This is a genomic window from Pseudomonas sp. P20, assembly GCF_016463925.1.
In the GTDB taxonomy this organism is placed as follows: Bacteria; Pseudomonadota; Gammaproteobacteria; order Pseudomonadales; family Pseudomonadaceae; genus Pseudomonas; species Pseudomonas aeruginosa.
Window position 1 is genome coordinate 141,872 of record NZ_JAEMVM010000030.1, and the last position, 23,144, is coordinate 165,015.

The 23,144-nt window shown below is 67.6% G+C and carries 21 protein-coding genes; 7 read left to right on the forward strand and 14 right to left on the reverse strand.

Going from position 1 to position 23,144, the window contains the following annotated elements:
* The first annotated feature begins 28 nt into the window (after window positions 1-28).
* On the forward strand, window positions 29-937 hold the full coding sequence (locus tag JHD77_RS28150; protein WP_003113767.1) for an efflux RND transporter periplasmic adaptor subunit: 909 nt from the start codon (window positions 29-31) through the stop codon (window positions 935-937).
* Between the two features lie 127 nt (window positions 938-1,064).
* On the opposite strand, the gene JHD77_RS28155 is transcribed toward JHD77_RS28150, so the two are convergent.
* Genes JHD77_RS28155 through JHD77_RS28170 form a run of 4 tightly spaced genes read right to left on the reverse strand, consistent with a single transcriptional unit; the run spans window position 1,065 to window position 4,560 of the window.
* On the reverse strand, window positions 1,065-2,228 hold the full coding sequence (locus tag JHD77_RS28155) for an osmoprotectant ABC transporter ATP-binding protein OsmV (protein WP_003113768.1): 1,164 nt from the start codon (window positions 2,226-2,228) through the stop codon (window positions 1,065-1,067).
* A 12-nt stretch (window positions 2,229-2,240) separates the two neighbouring features.
* Complete coding sequence (locus JHD77_RS28160) at window positions 2,241-2,903, reverse strand: ABC transporter permease (RefSeq protein WP_003119254.1); 663 nt, start codon at window positions 2,901-2,903, stop codon at window positions 2,241-2,243.
* Complete coding sequence (locus JHD77_RS28165) at window positions 2,903-3,838, reverse strand: glycine betaine ABC transporter substrate-binding protein (RefSeq protein WP_003113769.1); 936 nt, start codon at window positions 3,836-3,838, stop codon at window positions 2,903-2,905. The genes JHD77_RS28160 and JHD77_RS28165 overlap by 1 nt, the downstream gene beginning before the upstream one ends.
* Window positions 3,838-4,560 carry an ABC transporter permease gene (locus JHD77_RS28170; RefSeq protein ID WP_003092982.1) on the reverse strand — a complete coding sequence of 241 codons (723 nt, stop codon included), beginning with the start codon at window positions 4,558-4,560 and terminating at the stop codon, window positions 3,838-3,840. Before JHD77_RS28170 ends, JHD77_RS28165 begins: the two co-directional genes overlap by 1 nt.
* 441 nt (window positions 4,561-5,001) lie before the next feature.
* Here JHD77_RS28170 and JHD77_RS28175 point away from each other — a divergent pair, with 441 nt between their 5' ends.
* A complete protein-coding gene (locus tag JHD77_RS28175) occupies window positions 5,002-6,276 on the forward strand; it encodes a cation:proton antiporter (RefSeq protein WP_003105667.1) in 1,275 nt (424 codons plus the stop codon).
* Window positions 6,277-6,334: 58 nt separating this feature from the next.
* Here JHD77_RS28175 and JHD77_RS28180 read toward each other — a convergent pair whose 3' ends face one another.
* The 10 genes from JHD77_RS28180 to narX all read right to left on the reverse strand — a co-directional run bounded on the left by JHD77_RS28180 (window position 6,335) and on the right by narX (window position 14,094).
* Window positions 6,335-6,580, reverse strand: a complete 246-nt coding sequence (locus JHD77_RS28180; protein WP_003092978.1) for a YgjV family protein — start codon at window positions 6,578-6,580, stop codon at window positions 6,335-6,337.
* A 29-nt stretch (window positions 6,581-6,609) separates the two neighbouring features.
* Window positions 6,610-7,509, reverse strand: coding sequence for a TIGR01459 family HAD-type hydrolase (locus tag JHD77_RS28185; RefSeq protein WP_049950144.1), 900 nt, complete (start codon window positions 7,507-7,509; stop codon window positions 6,610-6,612).
* Window positions 7,510-7,613: 104 nt separating this feature from the next.
* Entirely contained in the window at window positions 7,614-8,270 is a 657-nt protein-coding gene (gene tpbA / locus JHD77_RS28190; RefSeq protein WP_003105672.1) for a tyrosine phosphatase TpbA, read from the reverse strand.
* 94 nt (window positions 8,271-8,364) lie between these two features.
* Window positions 8,365-8,751 carry a hypothetical protein gene (locus JHD77_RS28195; RefSeq protein WP_003113771.1) on the reverse strand — a complete coding sequence of 129 codons (387 nt, stop codon included), beginning with the start codon at window positions 8,749-8,751 and terminating at the stop codon, window positions 8,365-8,367.
* Between the two features lie 20 nt (window positions 8,752-8,771).
* On the reverse strand, window positions 8,772-9,602 hold the full coding sequence (locus JHD77_RS28200) for an SDR family oxidoreductase (RefSeq protein ID WP_003119258.1): 831 nt from the start codon (window positions 9,600-9,602) through the stop codon (window positions 8,772-8,774).
* Between the two features lie 86 nt (window positions 9,603-9,688).
* The gene (locus tag JHD77_RS28205; RefSeq protein ID WP_031755946.1) at window positions 9,689-10,438 is read right to left on the reverse strand and encodes a class I SAM-dependent methyltransferase; all 750 of its coding nucleotides are present in this window, start codon (window positions 10,436-10,438) and stop codon (window positions 9,689-9,691) included.
* A 15-nt stretch (window positions 10,439-10,453) separates the two neighbouring features.
* Window positions 10,454-10,918 (reverse strand): hypothetical protein, encoded by a 465-nt coding sequence (locus tag JHD77_RS28210; protein WP_031755948.1) that lies wholly within the window; start codon window positions 10,916-10,918, stop codon window positions 10,454-10,456.
* Between the two features lie 171 nt (window positions 10,919-11,089).
* The gene (gene anvM, locus JHD77_RS28215; RefSeq protein WP_003092971.1) at window positions 11,090-11,485 is read right to left on the reverse strand and encodes an anaerobic/virulence modulator AnvM; all 396 of its coding nucleotides are present in this window, start codon (window positions 11,483-11,485) and stop codon (window positions 11,090-11,092) included.
* 84 nt (window positions 11,486-11,569) lie between these two features.
* Complete coding sequence (gene narL, locus JHD77_RS28220; RefSeq protein WP_003092968.1) at window positions 11,570-12,229, reverse strand: two-component system response regulator NarL; 660 nt, start codon at window positions 12,227-12,229, stop codon at window positions 11,570-11,572.
* On the reverse strand, window positions 12,226-14,094 hold the full coding sequence (gene narX, locus JHD77_RS28225) for a two-component system sensor histidine kinase NarX (protein WP_003105296.1): 1,869 nt from the start codon (window positions 14,092-14,094) through the stop codon (window positions 12,226-12,228). Before narX ends, narL begins: the two co-directional genes overlap by 4 nt.
* A 174-nt stretch (window positions 14,095-14,268) precedes the next feature.
* Between narX and JHD77_RS28230 the strand changes: the two genes are divergently transcribed.
* From JHD77_RS28230 to narJ, 5 genes are all read left to right on the forward strand, one after another.
* Window positions 14,269-15,564: a nitrate/nitrite transporter gene (locus JHD77_RS28230; RefSeq protein ID WP_003105298.1), complete on the forward strand. Its 1,296-nt coding sequence runs from the start codon at window positions 14,269-14,271 to the stop codon at window positions 15,562-15,564.
* Between the two features lie 11 nt (window positions 15,565-15,575).
* Window positions 15,576-16,982: a nitrate/nitrite transporter NarK2 gene (gene narK2, locus JHD77_RS28235; protein WP_003105301.1), complete on the forward strand. Its 1,407-nt coding sequence runs from the start codon at window positions 15,576-15,578 to the stop codon at window positions 16,980-16,982.
* 75 nt (window positions 16,983-17,057) lie between these two features.
* On the forward strand, window positions 17,058-20,843 hold the full coding sequence (locus JHD77_RS28240; protein WP_031755950.1) for a nitrate reductase subunit alpha: 3,786 nt from the start codon (window positions 17,058-17,060) through the stop codon (window positions 20,841-20,843).
* A gap of 11 nt (window positions 20,844-20,854) precedes the next feature.
* Window positions 20,855-22,396, forward strand: a complete 1,542-nt coding sequence (gene narH / locus JHD77_RS28245) for a nitrate reductase subunit beta (RefSeq protein ID WP_003092958.1) — start codon at window positions 20,855-20,857, stop codon at window positions 22,394-22,396.
* 5 nt (window positions 22,397-22,401) lie between these two features.
* Window positions 22,402-23,142: a nitrate reductase molybdenum cofactor assembly chaperone gene (gene narJ, locus JHD77_RS28250; RefSeq protein ID WP_003092956.1), complete on the forward strand. Its 741-nt coding sequence runs from the start codon at window positions 22,402-22,404 to the stop codon at window positions 23,140-23,142.
* The last annotated feature ends 2 nt before the right edge of the window (window positions 23,143-23,144 follow it).

Here is a 23,144-nt window from a genome sequence, read left to right on the forward strand (position 1 = left end):
CGCACCTCTTCGTTATCGTGAGCCGACCATGACCTTGAAATCCGTAATCAGCCTGCTGGCGACCCTGCTGATCCTGCTGGTCGCCGTATTCATCGGGCGGACCCTGTGGGTCAACTACATGGACACCCCCTGGACCCGTGACGGTCGCGTGCGCGCCGACGTGATCAATGTCGCCGCCGACGTTTCCGGGATCGTCGTCGACGTCCCGGTGCGCGACAACCAGTTGGTGAAGAAAGGCGACCTGCTGATGCAGATCGACCCCGACCACTACCGTATTGCGGTGAAGCAGGCCGAGTCGCTGGTTGCCTCGCGCAAGGCGACCCTGGAGATGCGCCAGTTGAACGCCCGGCGGCGCGCGGAAATGGATGAGATGGTGGTCTCCCGCGAAAGCCGCGACGACGCCCACAACACCGCCGCCGCGGCGATGGCCGACTACGAGCAGGCCAAGGCCCAGCTCGACGCCGCGCGCCTGAACCTGGAGCGCACCCGGGTGGTGGCGCAGGTCGACGGCTACGTCACCAACCTCAACGTGCACCGTGGCGACTACGCGCGGGTCGGCGAGGCGAAGATGGCGGTGATCGACAAGAACTCCTACTGGGTCTACGGCTACTTCGAGGAAACCAAGCTGCCGTACATCCGCGAAGGCGACCCGGTGGACATGCAGCTGATGAGCGGCGAACACCTCAAGGGCCACGTGGAAAGCATCGCCCGCGGCATCTACGACCGCGACAACCCGGAAAGCCGCGAGCTGACCGCCGACGTCAACCCCACTTTCAACTGGGTGCGCCTGGCCCAGCGCGTGCCGGTGCGGGTACACATCGACGAAGTGCCGGACGGCGTGCTGCTCTCGGCGGGGATCACCTGCACGGTGATCGTCAAGCCGCAAGGGCGCGACGACCAGGCCTCGGCGGCGCAGGCGCCGGGGCGGGCCGGTTGAGTGGAAGGGGCAGGGAGAAGCCCGGCGGATGCCGGGCTTTTTCGTTTCGGCGGGGCGGAAGAGGGCGCCACTCGCCAGGAATACGCTGCGGTTGGCGGCTGCCGGCGGTGAATATCCACCCGGCGGCCTAGGCCCCGACCTGTTCGGCCGGCGACACGATCAGGCCCTTGCCGCCGCGCGAGCGGCCGGAGCTGAGGTAGTCGGCGATGGATTCCTGGGTGACCTCGCCGAGGAACTGCTGGTCGGGGTCGAGCACCGGCAGCCAGGAGCTGTTGAACTCGTACATCCGCGACAACAGGATGCGCAGGTGCTCGTCGTGGCTGGCGGTGACCCGGAACGGGGTGACGAACGGCGCGCAGGTGCCCTCCTGGCGGCGCAGGTCCTTGCGTCGCACGTAGCCCAGGCCCTTGCCCTGGTCATCCACCACGATCAGGTAGCGCCGGTCGTTCTCGTCCATCAGTTCCAGCGCCTCGGCCACCGGGGTCTGCGGCCGGGCGGTGACCAGGCTGCTGTCGGCGGCGTCCTCGGCGCGCACCAGGAGCAGGCGCTTGAGCGTGCTGTCCTGGCCGGTGAAGGCGCTGACGAACTCGTCCGCCGGGTGCGCCAGCAGGGTATCCGGGTGGTCGTACTGGAGCAGCCGGCCGCTCTTGAACACCGCCACCTTGTCACCCAGCTTGATGGCTTCGTCGATGTCGTGGCTGACCATGATCACGGTCATGCCGAGCTTGCGCTGCATTTCGAAGAACTCGTTCTGGATCGACTCGCGGTTGATCGGATCGACCGCGCCGAACGGCTCGTCCATCAGCAGCAGCGGCGCGTCCGCCGCCAGCGCGCGGATTACCCCGACGCGCTGCTGCTGGCCGCCGGAGAGTTCGCGCGGGTAGCGTTGCAGGTACTGCTTGGGCTCCAGCTTGACCATGCTCATCAGCTCGCGGGCCTTCTCCTTGCAGCGCGCCTTGTCCCAGCCGAGCAGGCGCGGCACGACCATGATGTTTTCCTCGATGGTCATGTTCGGGAACAGGCCGATCTGCTGGATCACGTAGCCGATGTGGCGGCGCAGGGTGACTTCGTCGAGGTCCGCGGTGTCCTGGCCGTCGATCAGCACGCGGCCGGAGGTCGGCGGGATGATCCGGTTGATCATCTTCAGGGTGGTGGTCTTGCCGCAGCCGGAGGGGCCGAGGAAGACGCAGATCTCGCCTTTCTCCACGGTCAGGCTGACGGAATCGACGGCGCGGAACTCCTTGCCGTTCTTCTGGGTGAAGGTCTTGCTGAGCTTGTCCAGTTCGATCATGTTCGGCTCCTGTCAGTGCGCGCTGGCGCGCAGTCCCTTGGGGGTGAGGATGCGTTGCAGCCATTGCAGCAGCAGGTCGGCGGCGATGGCCAGGAGGCTGACCAGTACCGCGCCGACCACCAGCATCGGCATGTTGCTCTGGCTGATGGAAGTGAGGATCAGCACGCCCAGGCCGCCGGCGCCGATCACCGCGGCGATGGTCATCACGCCGATGTTCATCACCACGGCGGTGCGTACGCCGGCGAGGATCACCGGCACCGCGAGGGGAATGTCGACCATCCGCAGGCGTTGCCAGAAGGTCATGCCGATGCCCTTGCCGGCCTCGCGGATGCCCGCTTCGACGCCGGTCAGGGCGAGGTAGGTGTTGCGCAGGATCGGCAGCAGCGAATAGAGGAACACCGCGGTGATCGCCGGCAGCGGCCCGAGGCCCTGGCCGAATACCGAGTAGACCGGCATCAGCAGGCCGAACAGGGCGATCGAGGGGATGGTCAGCATCACCGTGGCGGCGCCCTGCAACGGGCCGGCCAGCCACGTGAAGCGGGTCATCAGCACGCCCAGCGGCACGCCGACGAGGATCGCCAGGCCTACGGCGACCAGTACCAGCAGCAGGTGCTGGAGGGTGAGCTGGCCGACCTGGGACCAGTCGAGATGGGAAAGCACGCTGAAGAAGTCCATTACTGGCTACCTCCCTGGCCGGCCTGGCCGTCGTCGAGCAGGTGGTGTTCGCGGAGGAAGTCGGCGGCGACCTTCTGTGGCGTCTGCTGCTCGATATCGACCCGCGCGTTGAGCGCCTGCATGGTGGCGTCGTCGAGCCGCTCGATGATCGGATCGAACAGCGTGGCGAACTCCGGATGGCGCTGCATGACCTCCTTACGCACCACCGGGGCGGCGTTGTAGAAGGGGAAGTACTGCTTGTCGTCCTTCAGCACGCGCAGCTTGAAATCCTTCAGGCGGCCGTCGGTGGTGTAGACGAGGCCGAGGAACACCTGGCGGTTCTTCAGCGCGGTGTAGACCAGCCCGGCGTCCATCTGGCGGATGTCGTTGCGGGTGAAGTGCAGGCCGTACAGCTCGCTCATGGGGCCGAGGCCGTCGGGGCGGCCGGCGAACTCCGGGTCCATGGCGAACAGGTGGGTGCTCCCGGGCTCGGCCTCCTGCTGTTCGGCGAGCACCCGCGCGAGATCGCTGACGCTCTGGATGCCCAGGTGCTCGGCCTGTTCCTCGGGCATGGCCAGGGCATAGGTGTTGTTGAAGCGGGTCGGCTTCAGCCAGACCAGGCCCTGGGCTTCGTCGAGTTGCTTGACCCGGCGGTAGGAAGCCGCGGCGTCGAGCTTCTCGTCGATGTGGTTGTAGACGATCAGCGACGAGCCGGTGTACTCCCAGACGATATCCAGTTGACCGCTTTCCTGGGCGGCGCGGGCCAGGGTGCTGCCCAGGCCGGTGGTGACCGTCACGTCGTAGCCGCGCTTCTGCAGGAACTGCGCGGTGATGGCGGTGAGGATGCGCTGCTCGGTGAAGGTCTTGCCGCCGATGCGCAGGGTTTCCGCCTGCGCCAGGCCGGCGGCGAACAGGCCGGCGCAGGCCAGGCAGAGTGAGCGGATCAGTCGGTTCATCAGGCCTCCTTGGCGGTCAGGCCGCGTTCCAGGAACATGCGGCTGAACAGCACCACCAGGGCGTCCAGCAGCAGGGCGAGGAGCGCCGTGCAGGCGGCGCCGAGCAGCAGTTGCTGGTGGTTGTTCAGGTAGATGCCGGGGAAGATCAGGCTGCCCAGGCTGTTGGCGCCGATCAGGAACGCCAGCGGCGCGGAGCCGACGTTCAGCGCCAGGGCCACGCGCACGCCGCCGACGATGATCGGCACCGCGTTCGGCAGTTCCACCCGCAGCAGCACCTGGTTGGGCGTCATGCCGATGCCGGTGGCGGCTTCCTTCAGCGCCGGCGAGACATTGCGCAGGCCCTCGTAGGTGTTGCGCACGATCGGCAGCAGCGAGGCGAGGAACAGGGCGAGGATTGCCGGGCCGTTGCCGATGCCGATGATCGCCAGGGCGATGGCCAGCACCGCCAGCGGCGGGATGGTGTTGCCGACGTTGAACACCTGCATCAGGCGTTCGGCCTGGGCCTGCATGCCGGGACGGCTGAGCAGGATGCCGGCCGGCACGCCGACCAGCAGGGCGGCCGCCATCGAACTGAAGACCAGCACCAGGTGGGCCTGCAAGTAGAACAGCAGGTCCTCGCGGTAGTGGAGGATGGTCGCGGGGGTGATCCAGTGGATCAGCAAGGCCAGTACGGCGGCTGCGGCGCAGAGGCCGAGCAGGGCCTTGCCACAGGTTTTCACCATGGTCGGGACTCCCTTCGGAATGAGCGTTGGCTACGCTGTCGGGCGCTTCGTCGAAGCGCGGAAACAGGCCGGAAATCAAAGGCTTCGGATGGGCACCGAATTCCCGACCCTGAAAGGGTTGACCGTTCGTCGTTCGCGGAGGTTCAACGAAACGGCCATGCTTGTGCCATGACCGGGCCTGGGCAAGCGGCCGCAGCCGCCGTCTCGCCTGGGCTGGCGGCGAACGAAGAAATTTTCCCGGGGAAGCGGTCGATAATGGCGCTGCCGTGTCGGCGGCGCGCCATGCACCGTATCGGTGCGCTGGACGTCCAGGGCTTTTCTGCGGTTATGATGCGGGTTCCGAAATTTTCTCGGGCTTTTCCAGACATTCGCACCCCACGGTTCACGGATCGGCCTTTTGGGGTAGGTGTTTTACCTTCTGCTAAGGGAGTACCCCGCGTCATGCTCGATCTCGTCGCGGCATTCATTGCCTTGACCACCTTGCTCACCTACGTGAACTACCGCTTTATCCGCCTGCCGCCGACCATCGGCGTGATGGCCACGGCGCTGGTGTTCTCGCTGATCGTCCAGGGGCTGTCGGAACTGGGCTATCCGATCCTCGAGGTGGAGATGCAGGAAATCATCCGCCGCATCGACTTCTCCGAAGTGCTGATGACCTGGTTCCTGCCCGCGCTGCTGTTCGCCGGCGCACTGCACGTCGACCTCTCCGACCTGCGCAGCTACAAGTGGCCGATCGGCCTGCTGGCCACCGCCGGGGTGCTGATCGCCACCTTCGTCATCGGTGGCCTGGCCTACTACACCTTCCCGCTGTTCGGCTGGCAGGTGGATTTCATCTACTGCCTGCTGTTCGGCGCGCTGATCTCGCCGACCGACCCCATTGCCGTGCTCGGCATCCTCAAGTCCGCCGGCGCGCCGAAACCGCTGGCGACCACCATCGTCGGCGAGTCGCTGTTCAACGACGGCACCGCGGTGGTGGTGTTCGCCATCATCCTCGGCATCCTCCAGCTCGGCGAGGCGCCCACGGTCAGCGCCACGGCGATCCTCTTCGTCCAGGAAGCCATCGGCGGCGTGGTCTTCGGTGCGGTGCTCGGCTACGGCGTGTTCGTGATGATGCGCGGCATCGACCAGTACCAGGTGGAGGTCATGCTGACCCTCGCCCTGGTCATCGGCGGTGCCGCGCTGGCCGCGCGCCTGCACGTATCGGCGCCGATCGCGATGGTGGTGGCCGGGCTGATCATCGGCAACCACGGACGCCACTACGCGATGTCGGACGAGACCCGGCGCTACGTGGACAAGTTCTGGGAACTGATCGACGAGATCCTCAACGCCCTGCTGTTCGCCCTGATCGGCCTGGAGCTGCTGCTGTTGCCGTTCTCCTGGCTGCACGTGGCGGCGGCCTTCGCCCTAGGCGGCGCGGTGCTGGTCTCGCGCCTGCTCACGGTGGGCCCGGCGATCCTGGTCCTGCGCCGTTTCCGTGGCGCCAACCGGCAGGTACCGGCGGGCACCATCCGCATCCTGGTCTGGGGTGGGCTGCGCGGCGGCGTCTCGGTGGCGCTGGCGCTGTCCCTGCCGTTGGGGCCGGAGCGCGACCTGATCCTCAGCCTGACCTACATCGTGGTGCTGGTATCGATCCTGCTCCAGGGGCTTTCCATCGGCCCGCTGGTGCGTCGTATCTACGCCGGCCAGCCGCTGGAGAAAAGCGAGGGGGCGCACTGAGCGCAGCCTTCGCAAAGCGAGCGCCCGCCGTCATGGCGGGCGTTTTCGTTGGCGGCCATCAGGCGCTGTCCTGTGGCGCTTCGTTGCGATGGGTGCCGCGCAGGTTCATCGCCGCCAGGCAGACCTGCAGCAGGATCAGCGCATAGGCCTGGGCGTACAGGCCCCAGGCGATCCACAGCAGGTTGCTGGCGAGGAACACCCAGAAGCCGACCTTGCGTCTTCGCCGATGCGCCGACGCCACCAGCCAGGCGGCCACCACCGTGACCAGCATGGCGGGCCATTGCAGGTAGTCCAGCCAGTGCATGCGTGCATCCTTTTTCCGACCTTTGAGGGTCAGACCAGCCCTGGCGCGGCAAAGTGCGGTCGGATCGGATAGCCGTGCAGCAGCGACCTGACCCGCTCCTCGTCGAGTGCTCCGTTGAACTCGGCGCCCAGGGCTTCGCGGTGGATGCCGGTGGCGCCCAGCCAGAGCGTATCGATGCGCGCGGCGAGGGCGCCGGGGACGTCGGTCACCAGCGAGTCGCCGACGAACAGGATGTGCCGCGCGCCGCGCGCTTCCAGTTGCCGCTGGGCGATGCGGAAGGCCGCCGGGTCGGGCTTGCCGTACCAGCTGACCTGGCCGCCTTCCTCGCTGAACAGCTCGGCGAGCATGCCCGCGCCGTATACCGTGCGGCCGCCGGAAACCACCACGCGGTCCGGGTTGGCGCAGAGGAACGGTAGGTCGGTGGCGCCGCGCAGGGGCGCGAAGCGCTGTTCCAGTTCATCCTGGGGAAAGCTGCCGACGCCGACGATCAGCGCCGCCTGGGCGATGTCCTCGACGAAGCGCTCGCGGATTTCCGCCGGCCAGCTCTGCTGGGCCAGGCCGACGCCGGCCAGGTAGATACCGCCACGCCGGTATTCGGCGGTTTGCAGCAGGGCGTCGATGGTCAACTGGCCGGACGTGGTGATGCCGGCGAACCAGTCGCGCCGGATGCCCAGGCGCTCGAGCCCGGCGCTCATTTCCACCACGCTGCTGGACGAGTTGCTGAGGAACCAGACCGGGCGGCCTTCGGCGTGCCGCTGGGCGAGCCAGGCAAGGGCGCCGGGGAACGCCTCGGCGCCGTCCATCACTACGCCCCAGAGATCGAGAAGGAAGCCGTCATAGTCGGCGCAGAGCGCCTCCAGTTGCGCATGGTCGAGCAGGCGGGTGCTGGTGGCGGCGCTGAAGCGCGGGGAGGTCGGGGCATCGCTCATGGGAGTCTCGTCGCGGCTGTCGAAGTGGGCCGCCGCGTGCGGCGGCGAGTCCCAAGGGTGCCAAACTTGCGTGACGGGACCAAGCCTTTCGGCCCTGCGCGTGTTTACGGCCGGTCGAGCGCCTGGGCCATCCACTCGCGCACATGGCAGACGGCGAAGCGCGACGGGCTGCATTCGCCGTTGGCCATCGCCAGGCGCAGGCCGTCGACGTCGGCGCCGCGCACATAGGCGCTGGCGTCGCGCATGTCGTCCTCGTCGCCGAAACCGCCGTGCTGCATTTCCTCCAGCGCGGCCTGCTTGTCCCAGCCCTGCACGACGATGCGGTACATGGCGGCGAACAGTCCGGTGCGGTTGTTGCCGTGCTTGCAGTGCATCAGTACCGGGCCTTCGCGCTCGGCGGCCTGCAACTGGCGGAGGACGCTGAGCACCTCGGCGTCGTCGACCCGGTCGGCGTGGGTTGGCAGGCTGAGCACCCGCACCGGAGCCTGGCCCAGCCAGGCGCGGTCGTCGTCCTTGATGAAGCTGACCACCGTCTTCACCTGCAGGCGTTGCAGCAGCGCGACGCTCTGTGCGTTGGGCAGCGCGCTGCGATAGAGGGTGGGGCTCATGCGGTAGAGGTTGATCGACGGGTCGACCGCTTGCGCCCAGGCTGGCGAACGCGTGGCGGCAGTCTCGGCGGCATGCAGCGGGCCGCCGAGCAGGAAGGCGCCGAGCACGGCGGCGAGGAGCAGGCGGAGCCAGGCGAGCGGTGAACGGTGCATGTCGGCCTCGTGCGGTGGGTGGCCAACACTAGGCGAGGGCGGGTCAAGCCGAGCTGAAGAGAATGTGAAGAATTCGTTGAGGCAGCCTCACCTGTCAGCGCAGGAAGAATCCATAGACCCTGCCGGAGAAGAACACCAGCAACAGCGCCGGATAGCACAGGTAGTGCAGCACCACGATGAGCAGTGCCGCCGGGCTGGGATCGCCTTTCAGCGAGGCGAGGCCGACCAGCAGCAGGTAAAGGACCCCGAGCACTCCGCCATACAGGGCGACCAGGCGCAAGCGCTCGCCCCAGGTCGGCCAGCGCCGCTGCGCGCGGGCGAACCACCAGGCCAGGCCGCCGGCGACCAGCGCGGCGATCAGCAGGCTGGCCGGCAGGCCGCCGAAGCGGACCACCCCGCGCAGCAGCACGTTGAGCAGGATCGCCGCGGCGATCCCGGCCAGGGCGTAGTAGCGGATGGGTACGGCAAGGCGGTCGCCCATGGCGGTATCTCCTGGCGGTTTCAGAGGCGCGTGTCGAGACCGAAGCGCTTCTTCAGCAGCCGCTCCAGCAGGCCGCGCGGTAGCCAGCGGGCCAGCGCCGGCAGGGCCCGGCTGCCATTGCCGATGCGCACCAGCGGCGGGCGCGGACGGCGCTGCACGGCGGCGAGCAACTGGCGGGCGAAGTCTTCGGCGGACGTGGGATTGTCCTGGGATGCCGCGGCGCGCGCCTGGATCTGCCGGCGCAACGGCCACCAGGGCGAGCGTTCGTCGACCACGCTGTCCATCTCGCGGCTGGCGCTGGCGCCGAAGTTCGAGGCGATGGCGCCCGGCTGCACTTCCAGCACCTCGACGCCGAACGGTGCCAGCTCCAGGCGCAGGGCATCGCTCAGCGCATGCACCGCGGCCTTGGAGGCGCAGTAGGCGCCGGCGAAGGGCGTGACCAGCACGCCGGAGACGCTGCCGACGTTCACCACCAGGCCGGACTTGCGCCTCAGTAGCGGGAACAGCGCGCGGGTCACGCCGACCACGGCGAACACGTTGGTCTCGAACTGCCGGCGCATGGCGTCGACGCCGCCGTCCAGCAGCGGACCCATGGCGCCGTAGCCGGCGTTGTTGACCAGCACGTCGAGGCCGGCGGCTTCGACTTCCAGTTCCTCGGCCAGACGGGCCAGCGCGGCGGCGTCGTTGACGTCCAGTTGCACCGCCTGGAAGCCGGCCTCGGCCAGGGCACGCACGTCGTCCTCCTTGCGCGCGCTGGCCCAGACCCGGTAGCCGGCGCGCTGGAAGGCGTCGGCGAGGGCGCGGCCGATGCCGCTGGAGCAGCCGGTGACGAAGGCGACGGGTTGGCTCATGGGCAGCGTTCCTTGGCTGGGAGTTGGAAGGAGGGCGGCCTACCGTACTGGATTCGCCGGCCGCGGAAAACCGCTCGAAGGCTCGGTCAGGCGTCCTTGCGCGCGATCCGCAGCGCCAGCGGCATGCGAACCCTGCGTGTCGAGGTCGGCTCGCCCCAGAGCGCGGCGACCCGTTGCAGGGCCTGGCGCACGAAAGCGTTGCCCTGCGCCTCGCGGCACAGGCGGCTGGCCGACCAGGTGGCCATGTAGTCGAACAACCGGGCCAGGCTCCATTGTTGCTCGATGACGAAGGCCGGCGCGGGGAGTTCGCCCAGCGGCAGCTCGACATCCCGGTAGGCGTTCCACAGCAGGCGGTTCTGTTGCGCCCAGTACGGGCCGATCGGGCGCAGGTATTCCTCGTCGATGGCGGCATCGATCTGCGCGTCGATGCTGAACCAGCCGTAGCCCCAGGCGGCGAACACGCCGCCGGGACGCAGCACGCGCAGCAGCTCGCGGTTGAAGCGCGAATGGTCGAACCAGTGCCAGGCCTGGGCTACGCAGACCAGGTCGAAGGCGGCGTCGGGATAGTCGGTGGCTTCGGCGTCCTGCACGCTGTAGCGGATACCCGGATGGACAACGGCGTGTTCGATCTGCTGCGTGCTGGTGTCGCTGGCGAGGACTTCGCCGAAGTACTGCGCCAGGCCGAGCGCGGCCTGGCCGGTACCGGTGGCGCAGTCCCAGGCGCGCCGGCGCTGGCCGCAGAGCCCGGCGAGATGGCGGTAGAGCGCATCGGGATAACGCGGGCGGGCGCTGGCGTAGGCAGCGGAGCCCTGGTCGAACAGAGGGCGGGTTTCCATCGGGTCCTCCCTCGGTCAGTTGCCGAAACGCCCGTCCAGGCGTTCGGCGCGGAATTCTAGGGTGCTGGCGCGATAGCCCGGACGCAGCGGCGGCAGCGGCAGGCAATCGTGCCAGCTGTCGCCGCCGAGCAGGGCGTTCGGCGCCCGGTAGCGCGGGCTGTCGAAGTTGGTGTCGGCCAGGTTGACGCTGTCGCCGGGGCGGTAGGCGGCGATCCTCCAGCGTAGCTCCAGCAACGGACGGTCGCTGCCGTTCTTCAGTTCGACCGCCAGCGGCCGGTCCACCGGACAGCGTTCCGGCGCATAGCTCAGGCGCAGTTCCTGGCGTTGCAGGTGGCGGCTTTCGTCGTTGTCCTGCCAGATCACCCAGGCCGCCACCAGGCCCAGCCCGGCGAGAGCCGCCAGGGAGACCGGCAGGGCCTTGGCCGGGTATCGGACGAGGAGGATGACCCAGGTGAGAACCAGCAGCGCACCGATCAGCATTGAAATGTCCTTTCTTCGAAGCCGAGGGGACATCCTAGCGCACTGCTGCGTATCGCAGGCGGTACGGGCACGCTTACGCGGCGGAGGCGCCGCGATATGCGCGAGGGAGGCCGAAAGGCGGGGATGCGGGTTTCGGCAGGCTGGGGATAGCCGCCGCCCCCGGCCTCGCCGTCATTCGCAGCGGCGCTTGCCGCCCGGCGTCAGCAGACGCTCCAGCTCGACGAACAGGCGCTCGGCGTCCTGCGCCTCGCAGTCCTCGCCGTAGCGCTTCTTCAGGCCGTGTTCGCTGAGGGTCAGGTGCAGGGTCGGGACTACCTCGTGGCGCGCCAGGCAGCCTTTCACGCAATGCAGCGGGCAACCGTCGAGGGCCAGGATCGGTCGCCCGGAGCGGGCCCGGCGGACCAGCAGCGGGACGTCGCCGCCGACTCCGGCGATGCAGGACATCTCCGCCAGCCGGGCGCGATCCAGGCGCAGCGCGAGATCGTTGGCCAGTTGCGCCACGTTGGAGCAGCCGGAGCAGGCGTAGACCAGGGGAAGGGGATCGTCGGGGCTGCGTTCGAACATCATGACGGGCGCCTCGTGGAAGGAAGCCGCCAGTATCGACGCAGCGCCGCGGTGGATTTCTTGACCGGAATCAAGCCCGCGCGCGGCTCACACCAGGTCGTTCTCCACCGCCCACACCGCGGCCTCGACCCGCGAACGCATGCCGAGCTTGTGCAGCACCCGCTTGACATGGACCTTCACCGTGCCTTCGGTGATGTCCAGCTTTCGCGCGATCATCTTGTTGCTGTAGCCGTGGGCGATCTGGCGGAGGATCTGCCGTTCGCGCTCGGTCAGCTCGTCGAGGCTCTTCGAGCGGTCGTCGCCCCGCAGGGCCTGGGCGAGGATCTGGGTCAACTGCGGGCTGAGGGTCATCTGTCCGGTGGCGGCTTGGCGGATGTGCTCGAGCAGGCGCTCCGGCTCCATGTCCTTGAGCAGGTAGCCGTCGGCGCCGGCGCGCAGGACGTTGACCACGTCGCCCTTGTCGTCGGACACGGTGAACACCACGATGCGCGCGTCGACTCCGGCCTCGCGCAACGCGCGCAGGGTGTCCAGGCCGTTCATGCCCTTCATGTTCAGGTCCAGCAGGATCATGTCCGGGTCCAGCTCGGCGGCCAGGCGCAGGGCTTCCTCGCCGCTGCCGGCCTCGCCGACCACGCTGAGGTCGTCTTCCAGTTCGAGCAACTGGGCGACGCCCTTGCGCATCATCGGATGGTCGTCCACCAGCAGCAGGCGAACCGGTTCGTCGGCGGTGGCTGGCATGTCCGTCATGGGGTCGGCTCCTTGGCGGCGGAGGGTTGCAGGGCGGTCGGCACGAAGCTGAAGAGCACTCGCGTGCCGTGAGGTGCGCGCGCTTCGAAGCGCAACTGGCTGCCGAGGGTCTGGCCGCGCTCCTGCATGATGGTAAGCCCATAATGGCCGCTGCGGTTCTGCTGCGGATCAAAGCCGACGCCATCGTCCTCGACGGCGATGCTCACCTGGCCGTCGGCCTGGCTGCTCAGGCGCACCCAGGCCCGTTGCGCCTGCGAATGGCGAACCACGTTGGAAAGCGCCTCGCGGACGATCTGCAGGACGTGGATTTCCTCGTTGGGGCTCAGCGGCACGTGTTGCAGGCGGTTGTCCAGTTCGATCGTCACCTCGCCGCGCTCGCCGAACTCGGCCACGGCGTTCCCCAGCGCGGCTTCCAGACTCGGCTCGTCGAGGCTGAGGCGGAAGGTGGTGAGCAGTTCGCGCAGTTGCCGGTAGGCGCCGTTGAGGCCTTCGCGCAGTTCGTCGAGGGTGTCCTCGATCTTCTCCGCCGGCGCCTCGCGCTTGAGCAGGGTGCCCAGGCGGCTGACCTGGATCTTCAGGTAGGACAGCGACTGTGCCAGCGAGTCGTGCAGTTCGCGGGCGATGGTGCCGCGCTCGGCGAACAGGGCCAGGCGGCTTTCCTGTTCCTGTTGCAGGGACAGGGCGAAGGTGCGGGCGATGTTGTCGCAGAAGGTCTCGATCAGTTGCTGCTGCCAGTTCTCCAGGCGGCCGCTGCGGCTTTCGATGAACAGTTCGCCGAAACGGTGGCCGGCGATGGACAAGGGCTGCATCAGCAATGGCTGGGCCAGGGACGAGGGTTGGTCGCAGGCGCTGGCCTGCTCGCGGCAGCTACCGCAGTCGCCCTGCAGGCAGAAGTCCGCCGGGCGCTCGGTGGTGGTCAGCGAACTGTAGGCGCGCTCGACCCCGTCCTTGTTCAGGCAGAGGGTCACGCGGCCGGCGTCGAGCACTTTCTCCAACTGGTTCAGCAGCGGTTGCAGGGTGCGGCTGTCGTAGGGGTTCTCGCCTAGCCGGCGGGCGCTGGCGTAGAGCAGTTCGAGGCGCTGGTGGCTCTGCGAGAGGGCGCGGGTCTTGTCCTCCACGCGCTCTTCCAGGTCGCCGTAGATGCTCTTCAGCTCGCCGGCCATCTGGTTGAAGCGCTCGCCCAGTTGCGCCAGTTCGTCCTCGCCGCTGTAGGTGACCCGCGCGTCCAGCTCGCCGCGGCCCAGGCGGCGGGCGGTGCTGGTGAGTTCGCGCAGCGGGCCGATGACGTGATAGCTGAGGTCGTAGAGGGTGACGAACACCACCAGCAGGCTGAGGAACAGGCACAGGCCCTGCACCGTGCTGAGCAGTTGCGAGCGGCGCTCGGCCTTGGCCTGGAGGATGCCGACGAAACGGTCGATGTCGCCGACGTAGGCGTCCAGCACGGCGCGTCCGGGCAGCGCGCGCGGGTCCAGGCGCGCGAGGCCCTCGCGCAGCTCCTGGTGCAACTGGCGGATCGGGTCGTCGGCGTCCTGGCGTTGCAGCAGGCGGCGGATGTCGCCGCTGTCGAGGCGTTCGCCGAGGGTCCCGAGCAGCGCCTGGCGGCCTTCCAGGCTGGGCTCCAGGGCGACCCGGTAGGTGAGCATGCGCAACGAGCCGGCGTGGTTGATCACCGCGGCGTCCTGGTGCGTGTAGTCGGCGAAGAGCAGGGCGCTGAACATCCCGATCAGCGCCAGCGATACCAGCAGGGTGAGGTAGCAGCCGAAGCGGACTACCAGGGAGCGGCGCAGGATCGGCTTTCCGGCCCTGTCACTACCTCCAAAGAATCTGTCCCGCTGGTCAGCGTCCGGCGCGGTCGCCTTGTTCATGAGAAAAGCCTTTTAAAACAGTGAGTTGCGCAATAATTTCAGCCGTACCTCTTTCGAGGTAGGGGCGCGCATCTAGGCACGGAACGGCCGGTATTTCATTGATTCCTATCAAATTTGCATAGGAACACCTTCCCTAGGCTCTCGCTGAACGCTGTCCGTGCAGAGAGTTTAGCCATGGCTTCCCTACGTCAGAAACAGTACTCCGTCCTCGGTATGAGTACCTTGTCCTTCGCGGTGAATTTCGCCGTGTGGACGATGTTTTCGATCATCGGCATCCGTATCAAGGACGAGCTTGGCCTGAGCGAATCCCAGTTCGGCCTGATGGTCGCCCTGCCGATCCTCACCGGCTCCCTGGTGCGCCTGCCGCTGGGCCTGATCACCGACCGCTTCGGCGGCCGCATCGTGTTCTTCATCCACATGCTGCTGGTGGCCATCCCGATCTACGGCCTGGCCTTCGCCAGCCAGTACTGGCACTACCTGGTGCTCGGCCTGTTCGTCGGCCTGGCCGGCGGCTCCTTCGCGGTCGGCATCGCCTACACCTCGGCCTGGTTCGAGAAGGAGCGCCAGGGCACCGCGATGGGCATCTTCGGTGCTGGCAATGCCGGCGCGGCGATCACCAACCTGGTGGCGCCGATGATCGTGGTCGCCTTCGGCTGGCGCATGGTGCCGCAGGTCTACTCGGTAGCCATGCTGGTCACCGCCGTGCTGTTCTGGCTGTTCACCTGGACCGATCCGGCGCACCTCAAGGGTGCCGCCGAGGCCAGCCAGCGGCCGACCCTGGCCAAGCAACTGGCGCCGCTCGCCGAGCTGCGCGTCTGGCGCTTCGGCCTGTACTACTTCTTCGTCTTCGGCGGCTTCGTCGCCCTGGCCCTGTGGCTGCCGAAGTACTACATCGCCGAATACGGCCTGGACCTGAAGACCGCGTCCTTCATCACCATGCTGTTCACCCTGCCGTCCGGCCTGATCCGCGCCCTCGGTGGCTGGTTCAGCGACCACTACGGCGCGCGCTCGGTGAACTGGGGCGTGTTCTGGGTCTGCCTGGTGTGCCTGTTCTTCCTCTCCTACCCGCAGACCACCATGACCATCCACGGCATCCAGGGCGACCTCAGCCTGGGCATCGGCCTGAACGTCTGGCTGTTCACCTTCCTGGTGTTCGTCGTCGGCATTGCCCAGGGCTTCGGCAAGGCCAGCGTGTACCGGATCATCCACGACTACTACCCGAGCAACATGGGCACCGTCGGCGGCATGGTCGGGGTGATCGGCGGCCTCGGCGGCTTCTGCCTGCCGATCCTGTTCGGCTACGCCGCCGACCACATCGGCGTGCGCTCCTCCTGCTTCATGTTGCTGTTCGGCCTGACCGTGGTCTGCATGGTCTGGATGCACTACGCGATCAAGCAGCAACGCCGCATCGACGGCCAGGCCGCCTCGGCCGACGTCGACCTTCCTCCCACCCTTCCCACCCACTCCTGAGGAATGCCGTCATGGGCATGATCGCCAATACCCAACTGAAAGCCGCACGGGGACCGCTGCTGCTCGACTGGCGCCCCGAGGACCCCGAGTTCTGGGCGCGCAACGGCAAGCGCATCGCCAGCCGCAACCTGTGGATCTCGATCCCCGCGCTGCTGCTCGCCTTCGCCGTGTGGATGATCTGGAGCACGGTGACTGTGCGCCTGAACAGCGCCGGCTTCGCCTTCAGCAACGACCAGCTGTTCCTGCTCGCGGCGCTGCCGTCGATCTCCGGCGCCACCCTGCGGGTGTTCTATTCGTTCATGGTGCCGATCTTCGGCGGTCGTCGCTGGACCGCCCTGAGCACCGCCTCGATGCTGATCCCGTGCATCTGGCTGGGCTTCGCCGTGCAGGACCCGAGCACCCCGTACTGGGTGTTCGCCCTGATCGCGCTGCTCTGCGGCTTCGGCGGCGGCAACTTCGCCTCGAGCATGTCCAATATCAGCTTCTTCTATCCGAAGAGCCAGCAGGGCACCGCCCTCGGCCTGAATGCCGGGCTCGGCAACCTCGGCGTCTCGGTGATGCAGTTCGCCGTGCCGCTGGCGGTGGCCGGCGGCCTGTTCGGCGCCTTCGGCGGCGAGCCGCAGCAGCTCGGCGACGGCGGTCGCCTGTGGCTGCAGAACGCCGGCTGGATCTGGGTGCCGTTCATCGCCGTGGTATCGGTCGCGGCCTGGTTCGGGATGAACGACATCGCCGACGCCAAGGCCTCGTTCCGCGACCAGGCGGTGATCTTCAAGCGCAAGCACAACTGGCTGATGTGCTGGCTGTACGTGGCCACCTTCGGCTCGTTCATCGGCTTCTCGGCCGGCTTCGCGATGCTCAGCAAGACCCAGTTCCCCGACGTCAACCCGCTGCAATACGCCTTCCTCGGTCCGCTGGTGGGCGCCCTCAGCCGGCCCCTGGGCGGCTGGCTGGCGGACAAGTTCGGCGGCGCGCGGATCACCCTGTGGAACTACGCGCTGATGATCGGCGGGGTGTTCGCGGTGATCGCCTTCCTGCCGGGCGACGGCGGCCAGGGCAACTTCTTCGGCTTCCTTGGCGCCTTCATCCTGCTGTTCTTCTTCGCCGGCATCGGCAACGGCTCCACCTTCCGCATGATCCCGGTGATCTTCCGCAACGAGTGGGCCCGGCGGGTGCGCGACGGCCAGGCCGACGAAGCCGGCGCGGCGCGCAACGCGAGCATGGAGTCGGCCGCGGTGATCGGCTTCTCCGCCGCCATCGGCGCCTTCGGCGGGTTCTTCATCCCGAAGGCGTTCGGCACCTCGCTGCACATGACCGGCAGCGCCGAGGGCGCCCTCTACGTGTTCATCGCCTACTACCTGAGCTGCATCGTCGCCACCTGGTGGTGGTACGCGCGCAAGGGTGCGGAGAGTCCCTGTTGAGTCCGTCGGCAGCAGCCCGCGGCAACCCCTGATTAGCGTTGTAACGCCCGGCACAGACCGGGTGAGGAGATCAAGATGAGTCACCTGCTCGACCGCCTGCAGTTCTTCAAGAAGAAGCAGGGCGAATTCGCCGATGGCCACGGCGAGACCAGCAACGAGAGCCGCGCCTGGGAAGGTGCCTACCGGCAGCGCTGGCAGCACGACAAGATCGTGCGCTCCACCCACGGGGTGAACTGCACCGGCTCCTGCTCCTGGAAGATCTACGTGAAGAACGGCCTGATCACCTGGGAAACCCAGCAGACCGACTACCCGCGCACCCGTCCGGACCTGCCCAACCACGAGCCGCGCGGCTGCCCGCGCGGGGCCAGCTATTCCTGGTACATCTACAGCGCCAACCGCCTGAAGTACCCGAAGGTGCGCAAGCCGTTGCTCAAGCTCTGGCGCGAGGCGCGGGCGCAGCACGGCGACCCGGTGAACGCCTGGGCCAGCATCGTCGAGGACGCCCCCAAGGCGAAGAGCTACAAGAGCCAGCGCGGCCTGGGCGGCTTCGTCCGTTCCAGCTGGGACGAGGTCACCGAGATCATCGCCGCGGCCAACGTCTACACCGCCAAGACCTACGGTCCGGACCGGGTGATCGGCTTCTCGCCGATCCCGGCCATGTCGATGGTCAGCTACGCCGCCGGCGCCCGCTACCTGTCGCTGATCGGCGGGGTCTGCCTGAGCTTCTACGACTGGTACTGCGACCTGCCGCCGGCCAGCCCGCAGATCTGGGGCGAGCAGACCGACGTGCCGGAGTCGGCCGACTGGTACAACTCCAGCTACATCATCGCCTGGGGCTCCAACGTGCCGCAGACGCGGACCCCGGACGCGCACTTCTTCACCGAGGTGCGCTACAAGGGCACCAAGACCGTCTCCATCACCCCGGACTATTCCGAGGTGGCCAAGCTCACCGACCTCTGGCTCAACCCCAAGCAGGGCACCGACGCCGCGCTGGGCATGGCCTTCGGTCACGTGATCCTGAAGGAGTTCCACCTCGACCGGCCGAGCGCCTACTTCGTCGACTACTGCCGCCAGTACACCGACATGCCGATGCTGGTGTTGCTGGAAGAACACGCCGGCGGCGCGTTCAAGCCGACCCGCTACCTGCGCGCCGCCGACCTGGCGGACAACCTCGGCCAGGACAACAACCCCGAGTGGAAGACCATCGCCTACGACGAGCGCAGCGGCGGGCTGGTCTCGCCCACCGGCGCCATCGGCTACCGCTGGGGCGAGTCTGGCAAGTGGAACATCGCCGAGCTGGACGGCAGGAGCGGTGACCAGACGCGCCTGCAACTGTCGCTGCTCGATGGCCCGGAACATGCCTGCGAGGTGGCCTTCCCGTACTTCGCCGGGCAGGAGCACCCGCACTTCAAGGGCGTCGCCAACGACGAGGTACTGCTGCGCCGGGTGCCGTTCCGCGAGATCGTCGCGGCGGACGGCAAGCGCCTGCGGGTGGCCACCGTCTATGACTTGCAGATGGCCAACTACAGCATCGACCGCGGCCTGGGCGGCGACAACGTGGCGACCTCCTACGAGGACGCCGACACGCCCTATACCCCGGCCTGGCAGGAGCGCATCACCGGCGTCCCGGCGGCGCGCGCGACGCAGGTCGCCCGCGAGTTCGCCGACAGCGCCGACAAGACCCGCGGCAAGGCGATGGTGATCATCGGCGCGGCGATGAACCACTGGTACCACATGGACATGAACTACCGCGCGGTCATCAACATGCTGATGATGTGCGGCTGCATCGGCCAGAGCGGCGGCGGCTGGGCGCACTATGTCGGCCAGGAGAAGCTGCGCCCGCAGACCGGCTGGGCGCCGCTGGCCTTCGGCCTGGACTGGAGCCGGCCGCCGCGGCAGATGAACGGCACCAGCTTCTTCTACCTGCACAGCTCGCAATGGCGCCACGAGAAGCTGTCGATGCACGAGGTGCTGTCGCCGCTGGCCGACGCCAGCCGCTTCGCCGAACACGCCCTGGACTACAACATCCAGGCCGAACGCCTCGGCTGGCTGCCGTCGGCGCCGCAACTGAACCGCAACCCGCTGCGCATCGCCGCCGAGGCCGAGGCCGCCGGCCTGCTGGTCGCCGACTATGTGGTGCGCGAACTGAAGAGCGGCGGCTTGCGCTTCGCCAGCGAATCGCCGGACGATCCGCAGAACTTCCCGCGCAACATGTTCATCTGGCGCTCCAACCTGCTGGGCTCCTCCGGCAAGGGGCACGAGTACATGCTCAAGTACCTGCTCGGGGCGAAGAACGGGGTGATGAACGATGACCTCGGCAAGGCCGGCGGTCCGCGTCCCACCGAGGTCGACTGGGTCGACGACGGTGCCGAGGGCAAGCTCGACCTGGTCACCACCCTGGACTTCCGCATGTCCTCCACCTGCATGTACTCGGACATCGTCCTGCCGACCGCTACCTGGTACGAGAAGGACGACCTCAACACCTCCGACATGCACCCCTTCATCCATCCGCTGTCGGCGGCCACCGATCCGGCCTGGGAAGCCAAGAGCGACTGGGAGATCTACAAGGCCATCGCCAAGAAGTTCTCCGCCGTCGCCGAAGGCCACCTCGGCGTGGAGCAGGACCTGGTCACGGTGCCGCTGCTGCATGACACCCCCACCGAGCTGGCGCAGCCGTTCGGCGGCGACGGCCATGACTGGAAGAAGGGCGAGTGCGAGCCGGTGCCGGGACGCAACCTGCCGACGCTGCACCTGGTCGAGCGCGACTACCCGAACGTCTACCGCAAGTTCACCTCGCTCGGTCCGCTGCTGGACAAGCTGGGCAACGGCGGCAAGGGCATCGGCTGGAACACCGAGAAGGAAGTGAAGCTGGTCGGCGACCTCAACCATCGCGTGGTCGAGAGCGGCGTCAGCCAGGGCCGGCCGCGTATCGACAGCGCCATCGACGCCGCCGAGGTGGTCCTCGCCCTGGCTCCGGAAACCAACGGCCAGGTCGCGGTCAAGGCCTGGGAAGCGCTGTCGAAGATCACCGGCCGCGAGCACGCCCACCTGGCGCTGCCCAAGGAAGACGAGAAGATCCGCTTCCGCGACATCCAGGTGCAGCCGCGCAAGATCATCTCCAGCCCGACCTGGTCCGGCCTCGAGGACGAGCACGTCAGCTACAACGCCGGCTACACCAACGTCCACGAGCTGATCCCGTGGCGCACCATCACCGGTCGCCAGCAGTTCTACCAGGATCACCCGTGGATGCAGGCGTTCGGCGAAGGCTTCGTCAGCTACCGGCCGCCGGTCAACACCCGGACCACCGAGAAACTGTTGAACAGGAAGCCCAACGGCAACCCGGAGATCACCCTGAACTGGATCACCCCGCACCAGAAATGGGGCATCCACTCCACCTACAGCGACAACCTGCTGATGCTCACCCTGTCGCGCGGTGGTCCGATCATCTGGCTCAGCGAGCACGACGCGGCCAAGGCCGGGATCGTCGATAACGACTGGGTCGAGGTGTTCAACGCCAACGGCGCGGCGACCTGCCGCGCGGTGGTCAGCCAGCGGGTCAAGGACGGCATGGTGATGATGTACCACGCCCAGGAACGCATCGTGAACGTACCCGGCAGCGAGACCACCGGCACCCGTGGCGGCCACCACAACTCGGTGACCCGCGTGGTGCTCAAGCCGACCCACATGATCGGCGGCTACGCCCAGCAGGCCTGGGGCTTCAACTACTACGGCACGGTCGGCTGCAACCGCGACGAGTTCGTCGTGGTGCGCAAGATGAGCAAGGTCGACTGGCTGGACGAACCCCGCCACGGCGGACTCGGCGGCGACGCCCTGCCGCAACCGCTGCCCCAGGACATTTGAGGAGAGACGCCATGAAAATTCGTTCGCAAGTCGGCATGGTGCTGAACCTCGACAAATGCATCGGTTGCCACACCTGCTCGATCACCTGCAAGAACGTCTGGACCAGCCGCGAAGGCATGGAGTACGCCTGGTTCAACAACGTCGAGACCAAGCCTGGGATCGGCTACCCGAAGGAATGGGAAAACCAGGAGAAGTGGAAGGGCGGCTGGGTGCGCGCGGCAGACGGTTCGATCCGCCCGCGCATCGGCGGCAAGTTCCGCGTGCTGGCGAACATCTTCGCCAACCCGGACCTGCCCGAGATCGACGACTACTACGAACCGTTCGACTTCGACTACCAGCACCTGCATACCGCGCCCAAGGCCGAGCACCAGCCGGTGGCGCGCCCGCGCTCGCTGGTCTCCGGGCAGCGCATGGAGAAGATCGAGTGGGGCCCGAACTGGGAGGAGATCCTCGGCACCGAGTTCGCCAAGCGGCGCAAGGACAAGAACTTCGACCAGGTCCAGGCGGACATCTACGGTGAGTACGAGAACACCTTCATGATGTACCTGCCGCGCCTCTGCGAGCACTGCCTGAACCCGGCGTGCGTGGCGTCCTGCCCGAGCGGGGCGATCTACAAGCGCGAGGAGGACGGCATCGTCCTGATCGACCAGGACAAGTGCCGCGGCTGGCGGATGTGCATCTCCGGCTGCCCGTACAAGAAGATCTACTTCAACTGGAAGAGCGGCAAGTCCGAGAAGTGCATCTTCTGCTACCCGCGCATCGAGGCCGGCCAGCCCACCGTCTGCTCGGAGACCTGCGTCGGGCGCATCCGCTACCTCGGCGTGCTGCTCTACGACGCCGACCGTATCCACGAAGTGGCCAGTTGCGAGAACGAGCGCGAGCTGTACGAGAAGCAACTGGAGATCTTCCTCGATCCGTTCGACCCGGCGGTGATCGCCCAGGCGCGCAAGGATGGGGTGGCCGACAGCGTCATCGAGGCGGCGCAGAAGTCGCCGGTGTACAAGCTGGCGATGGACTGGAAGCTGGCCCTGCCGCTGCACCCGGAATACCGCACGCTGCCGATGGTCTGGTACGTGCCGCCGCTGTCGCCGATCCAGAACGCCGCCGCCGAGGGGCACATCGGCAGCGACGGGGTGATCCCGGACGTCGAGTCGCTGCGCATCCCCGTGCAGTACCTGGCCAACCTGCTCACCGCCGGCGACACCGCGCCGGTGCTGCTGGCGCTCAAGCGCCTGCTGGCGATGCGCGCCTACAAGCGCGCCGAGCACGTCGAAGGCCGCCAGGACCTGGAGGTGCTGGCCAAGGTCGGGTTGAGCGTGGAGCAGGTGGAGGAGATGTACCGCTACCTGGCCATCGCCAACTACGAGGATCGCTTCGTGATCCCCAGCGCGCACCGCGAGGAAGCGCTTTCCGATGCCTTCGCCGAGCGTTCCGGCTGCGGCTTCAGCTTCGGCAACGGCTGTTCCGGCGGCAGCAACTCCGCCGTCAACCTGTTCGGCGGCAAGCCGACCAACCGCCGCGACGTGATCCAGGTCGTGCAGATCCAGGAGTGAGCGCCATGAACGATCACAGCCAACTGTTCCGCCTGCTCGCCCTGCTACTCGACTATCCACGCGCCGAGCTGCGCGAGGAGAGCCTCGGCCTGCATGCGCTGATCCGCACCTGCGAACTGCCGGAAGCGCTGCGCGACGGCCTCGCGGCGCTGCTCAACGAGCTCTGCCAGGGCGACCTGCTGGACGTCCAGGCGCGCTACGACGGTCTCTTCGAGCGCGGCCGCTCGGTCTCGCTGCTGCTCTTCGAGCACGTCCACGGCGAGAGCCGCGACCGTGGCCAGGCGATGGTCGACCTGCTCGACCGCTATACCGGGGCCGGCCTGCAAATCGACGTACCGGAGCTGCCGGACTACCTGCCGCTGTACCTCGAATACCTGTCGCTGCTGCCGTTCGCGGCGGCCAGCGAAGGGCTCGCCGAAGTGGCGCACATCCTCGGCCTGCTGGCGCTGCGCCTGGAGGAACGCGGCAGCGCCTATGCGGCGATTTTCGAGGCGTTGCTGGAACTCGGCGGCGAGCGCCCGGACCTCGGCGCGTTGCGTCGCGACCAGGCCCAGGAACAGCGCGACGACAGCCTGGAGGCCATCGACCGGGCCTGGGAGGAAACCCCGGTGAGCTTCACCGACCCCGCCGGCGGTTGCCCGTCGAGCAGCGGCCGCCGTCCAACGGCGTCCACCGAACAACCATTGCAATGGGTCGCCCAGCCGGTACCGCAGATGCAGTACCGCGCGGCCCGCGAAGGAGTCTGAGC

Coding starts and splice junctions, on each gene's coding strand:
- JHD77_RS28180 (WP_003092978.1), bottom strand. CDS start 6,580: ATGCACTGGCTGGACTACCTGCAATGGCCCGCCATGCTGGTCACGGTG.
- JHD77_RS28195 (WP_003113771.1), bottom strand. CDS start 8,751: ATGGGCGACCGCCTTGCCGTACCCATCCGCTACTACGCCCTGGCCGGG.
- JHD77_RS28210 (WP_031755948.1), bottom strand. CDS start 10,918: ATGCTGATCGGTGCGCTGCTGGTTCTCACCTGGGTCATCCTCCTCGTC.
- JHD77_RS28200 (WP_003119258.1), bottom strand. CDS start 9,602: ATGAGCCAACCCGTCGCCTTCGTCACCGGCTGCTCCAGCGGCATCGGC.
- JHD77_RS28170 (WP_003092982.1), bottom strand. CDS start 4,560: ATGGTGAAAACCTGTGGCAAGGCCCTGCTCGGCCTCTGCGCCGCAGCC.
- JHD77_RS28240 (WP_031755950.1), top strand. CDS start 17,058: ATGAGTCACCTGCTCGACCGCCTGCAGTTCTTCAAGAAGAAGCAGGGC.
- JHD77_RS28160 (WP_003119254.1), bottom strand. CDS start 2,903: ATGGACTTCTTCAGCGTGCTTTCCCATCTCGACTGGTCCCAGGTCGGC.
- JHD77_RS28185 (WP_049950144.1), bottom strand. CDS start 7,509: ATGAGCGATGCCCCGACCTCCCCGCGCTTCAGCGCCGCCACCAGCACC.
- narX (WP_003105296.1), bottom strand. CDS start 14,094: ATGAACAAGGCGACCGCGCCGGACGCTGACCAGCGGGACAGATTCTTT.
- JHD77_RS28175 (WP_003105667.1), top strand. CDS start 5,002: ATGCTCGATCTCGTCGCGGCATTCATTGCCTTGACCACCTTGCTCACC.
- narL (WP_003092968.1), bottom strand. CDS start 12,229: ATGACGGACATGCCAGCCACCGCCGACGAACCGGTTCGCCTGCTGCTG.
- anvM (WP_003092971.1), bottom strand. CDS start 11,485: ATGATGTTCGAACGCAGCCCCGACGATCCCCTTCCCCTGGTCTACGCC.
- narK2 (WP_003105301.1), top strand. CDS start 15,576: ATGGGCATGATCGCCAATACCCAACTGAAAGCCGCACGGGGACCGCTG.
- narH (WP_003092958.1), top strand. CDS start 20,855: ATGAAAATTCGTTCGCAAGTCGGCATGGTGCTGAACCTCGACAAATGC.
- JHD77_RS28150 (WP_003113767.1), top strand. CDS start 29: ATGACCTTGAAATCCGTAATCAGCCTGCTGGCGACCCTGCTGATCCTG.
- narJ (WP_003092956.1), top strand. CDS start 22,402: ATGAACGATCACAGCCAACTGTTCCGCCTGCTCGCCCTGCTACTCGAC.
- JHD77_RS28230 (WP_003105298.1), top strand. CDS start 14,269: ATGGCTTCCCTACGTCAGAAACAGTACTCCGTCCTCGGTATGAGTACC.
- tpbA (WP_003105672.1), bottom strand. CDS start 8,270: ATGCACCGTTCACCGCTCGCCTGGCTCCGCCTGCTCCTCGCCGCCGTG.
- JHD77_RS28155 (WP_003113768.1), bottom strand. CDS start 2,228: ATGATCGAACTGGACAAGCTCAGCAAGACCTTCACCCAGAAGAACGGC.
- JHD77_RS28205 (WP_031755946.1), bottom strand. CDS start 10,438: ATGGAAACCCGCCCTCTGTTCGACCAGGGCTCCGCTGCCTACGCCAGC.
- JHD77_RS28165 (WP_003113769.1), bottom strand. CDS start 3,838: ATGAACCGACTGATCCGCTCACTCTGCCTGGCCTGCGCCGGCCTGTTC.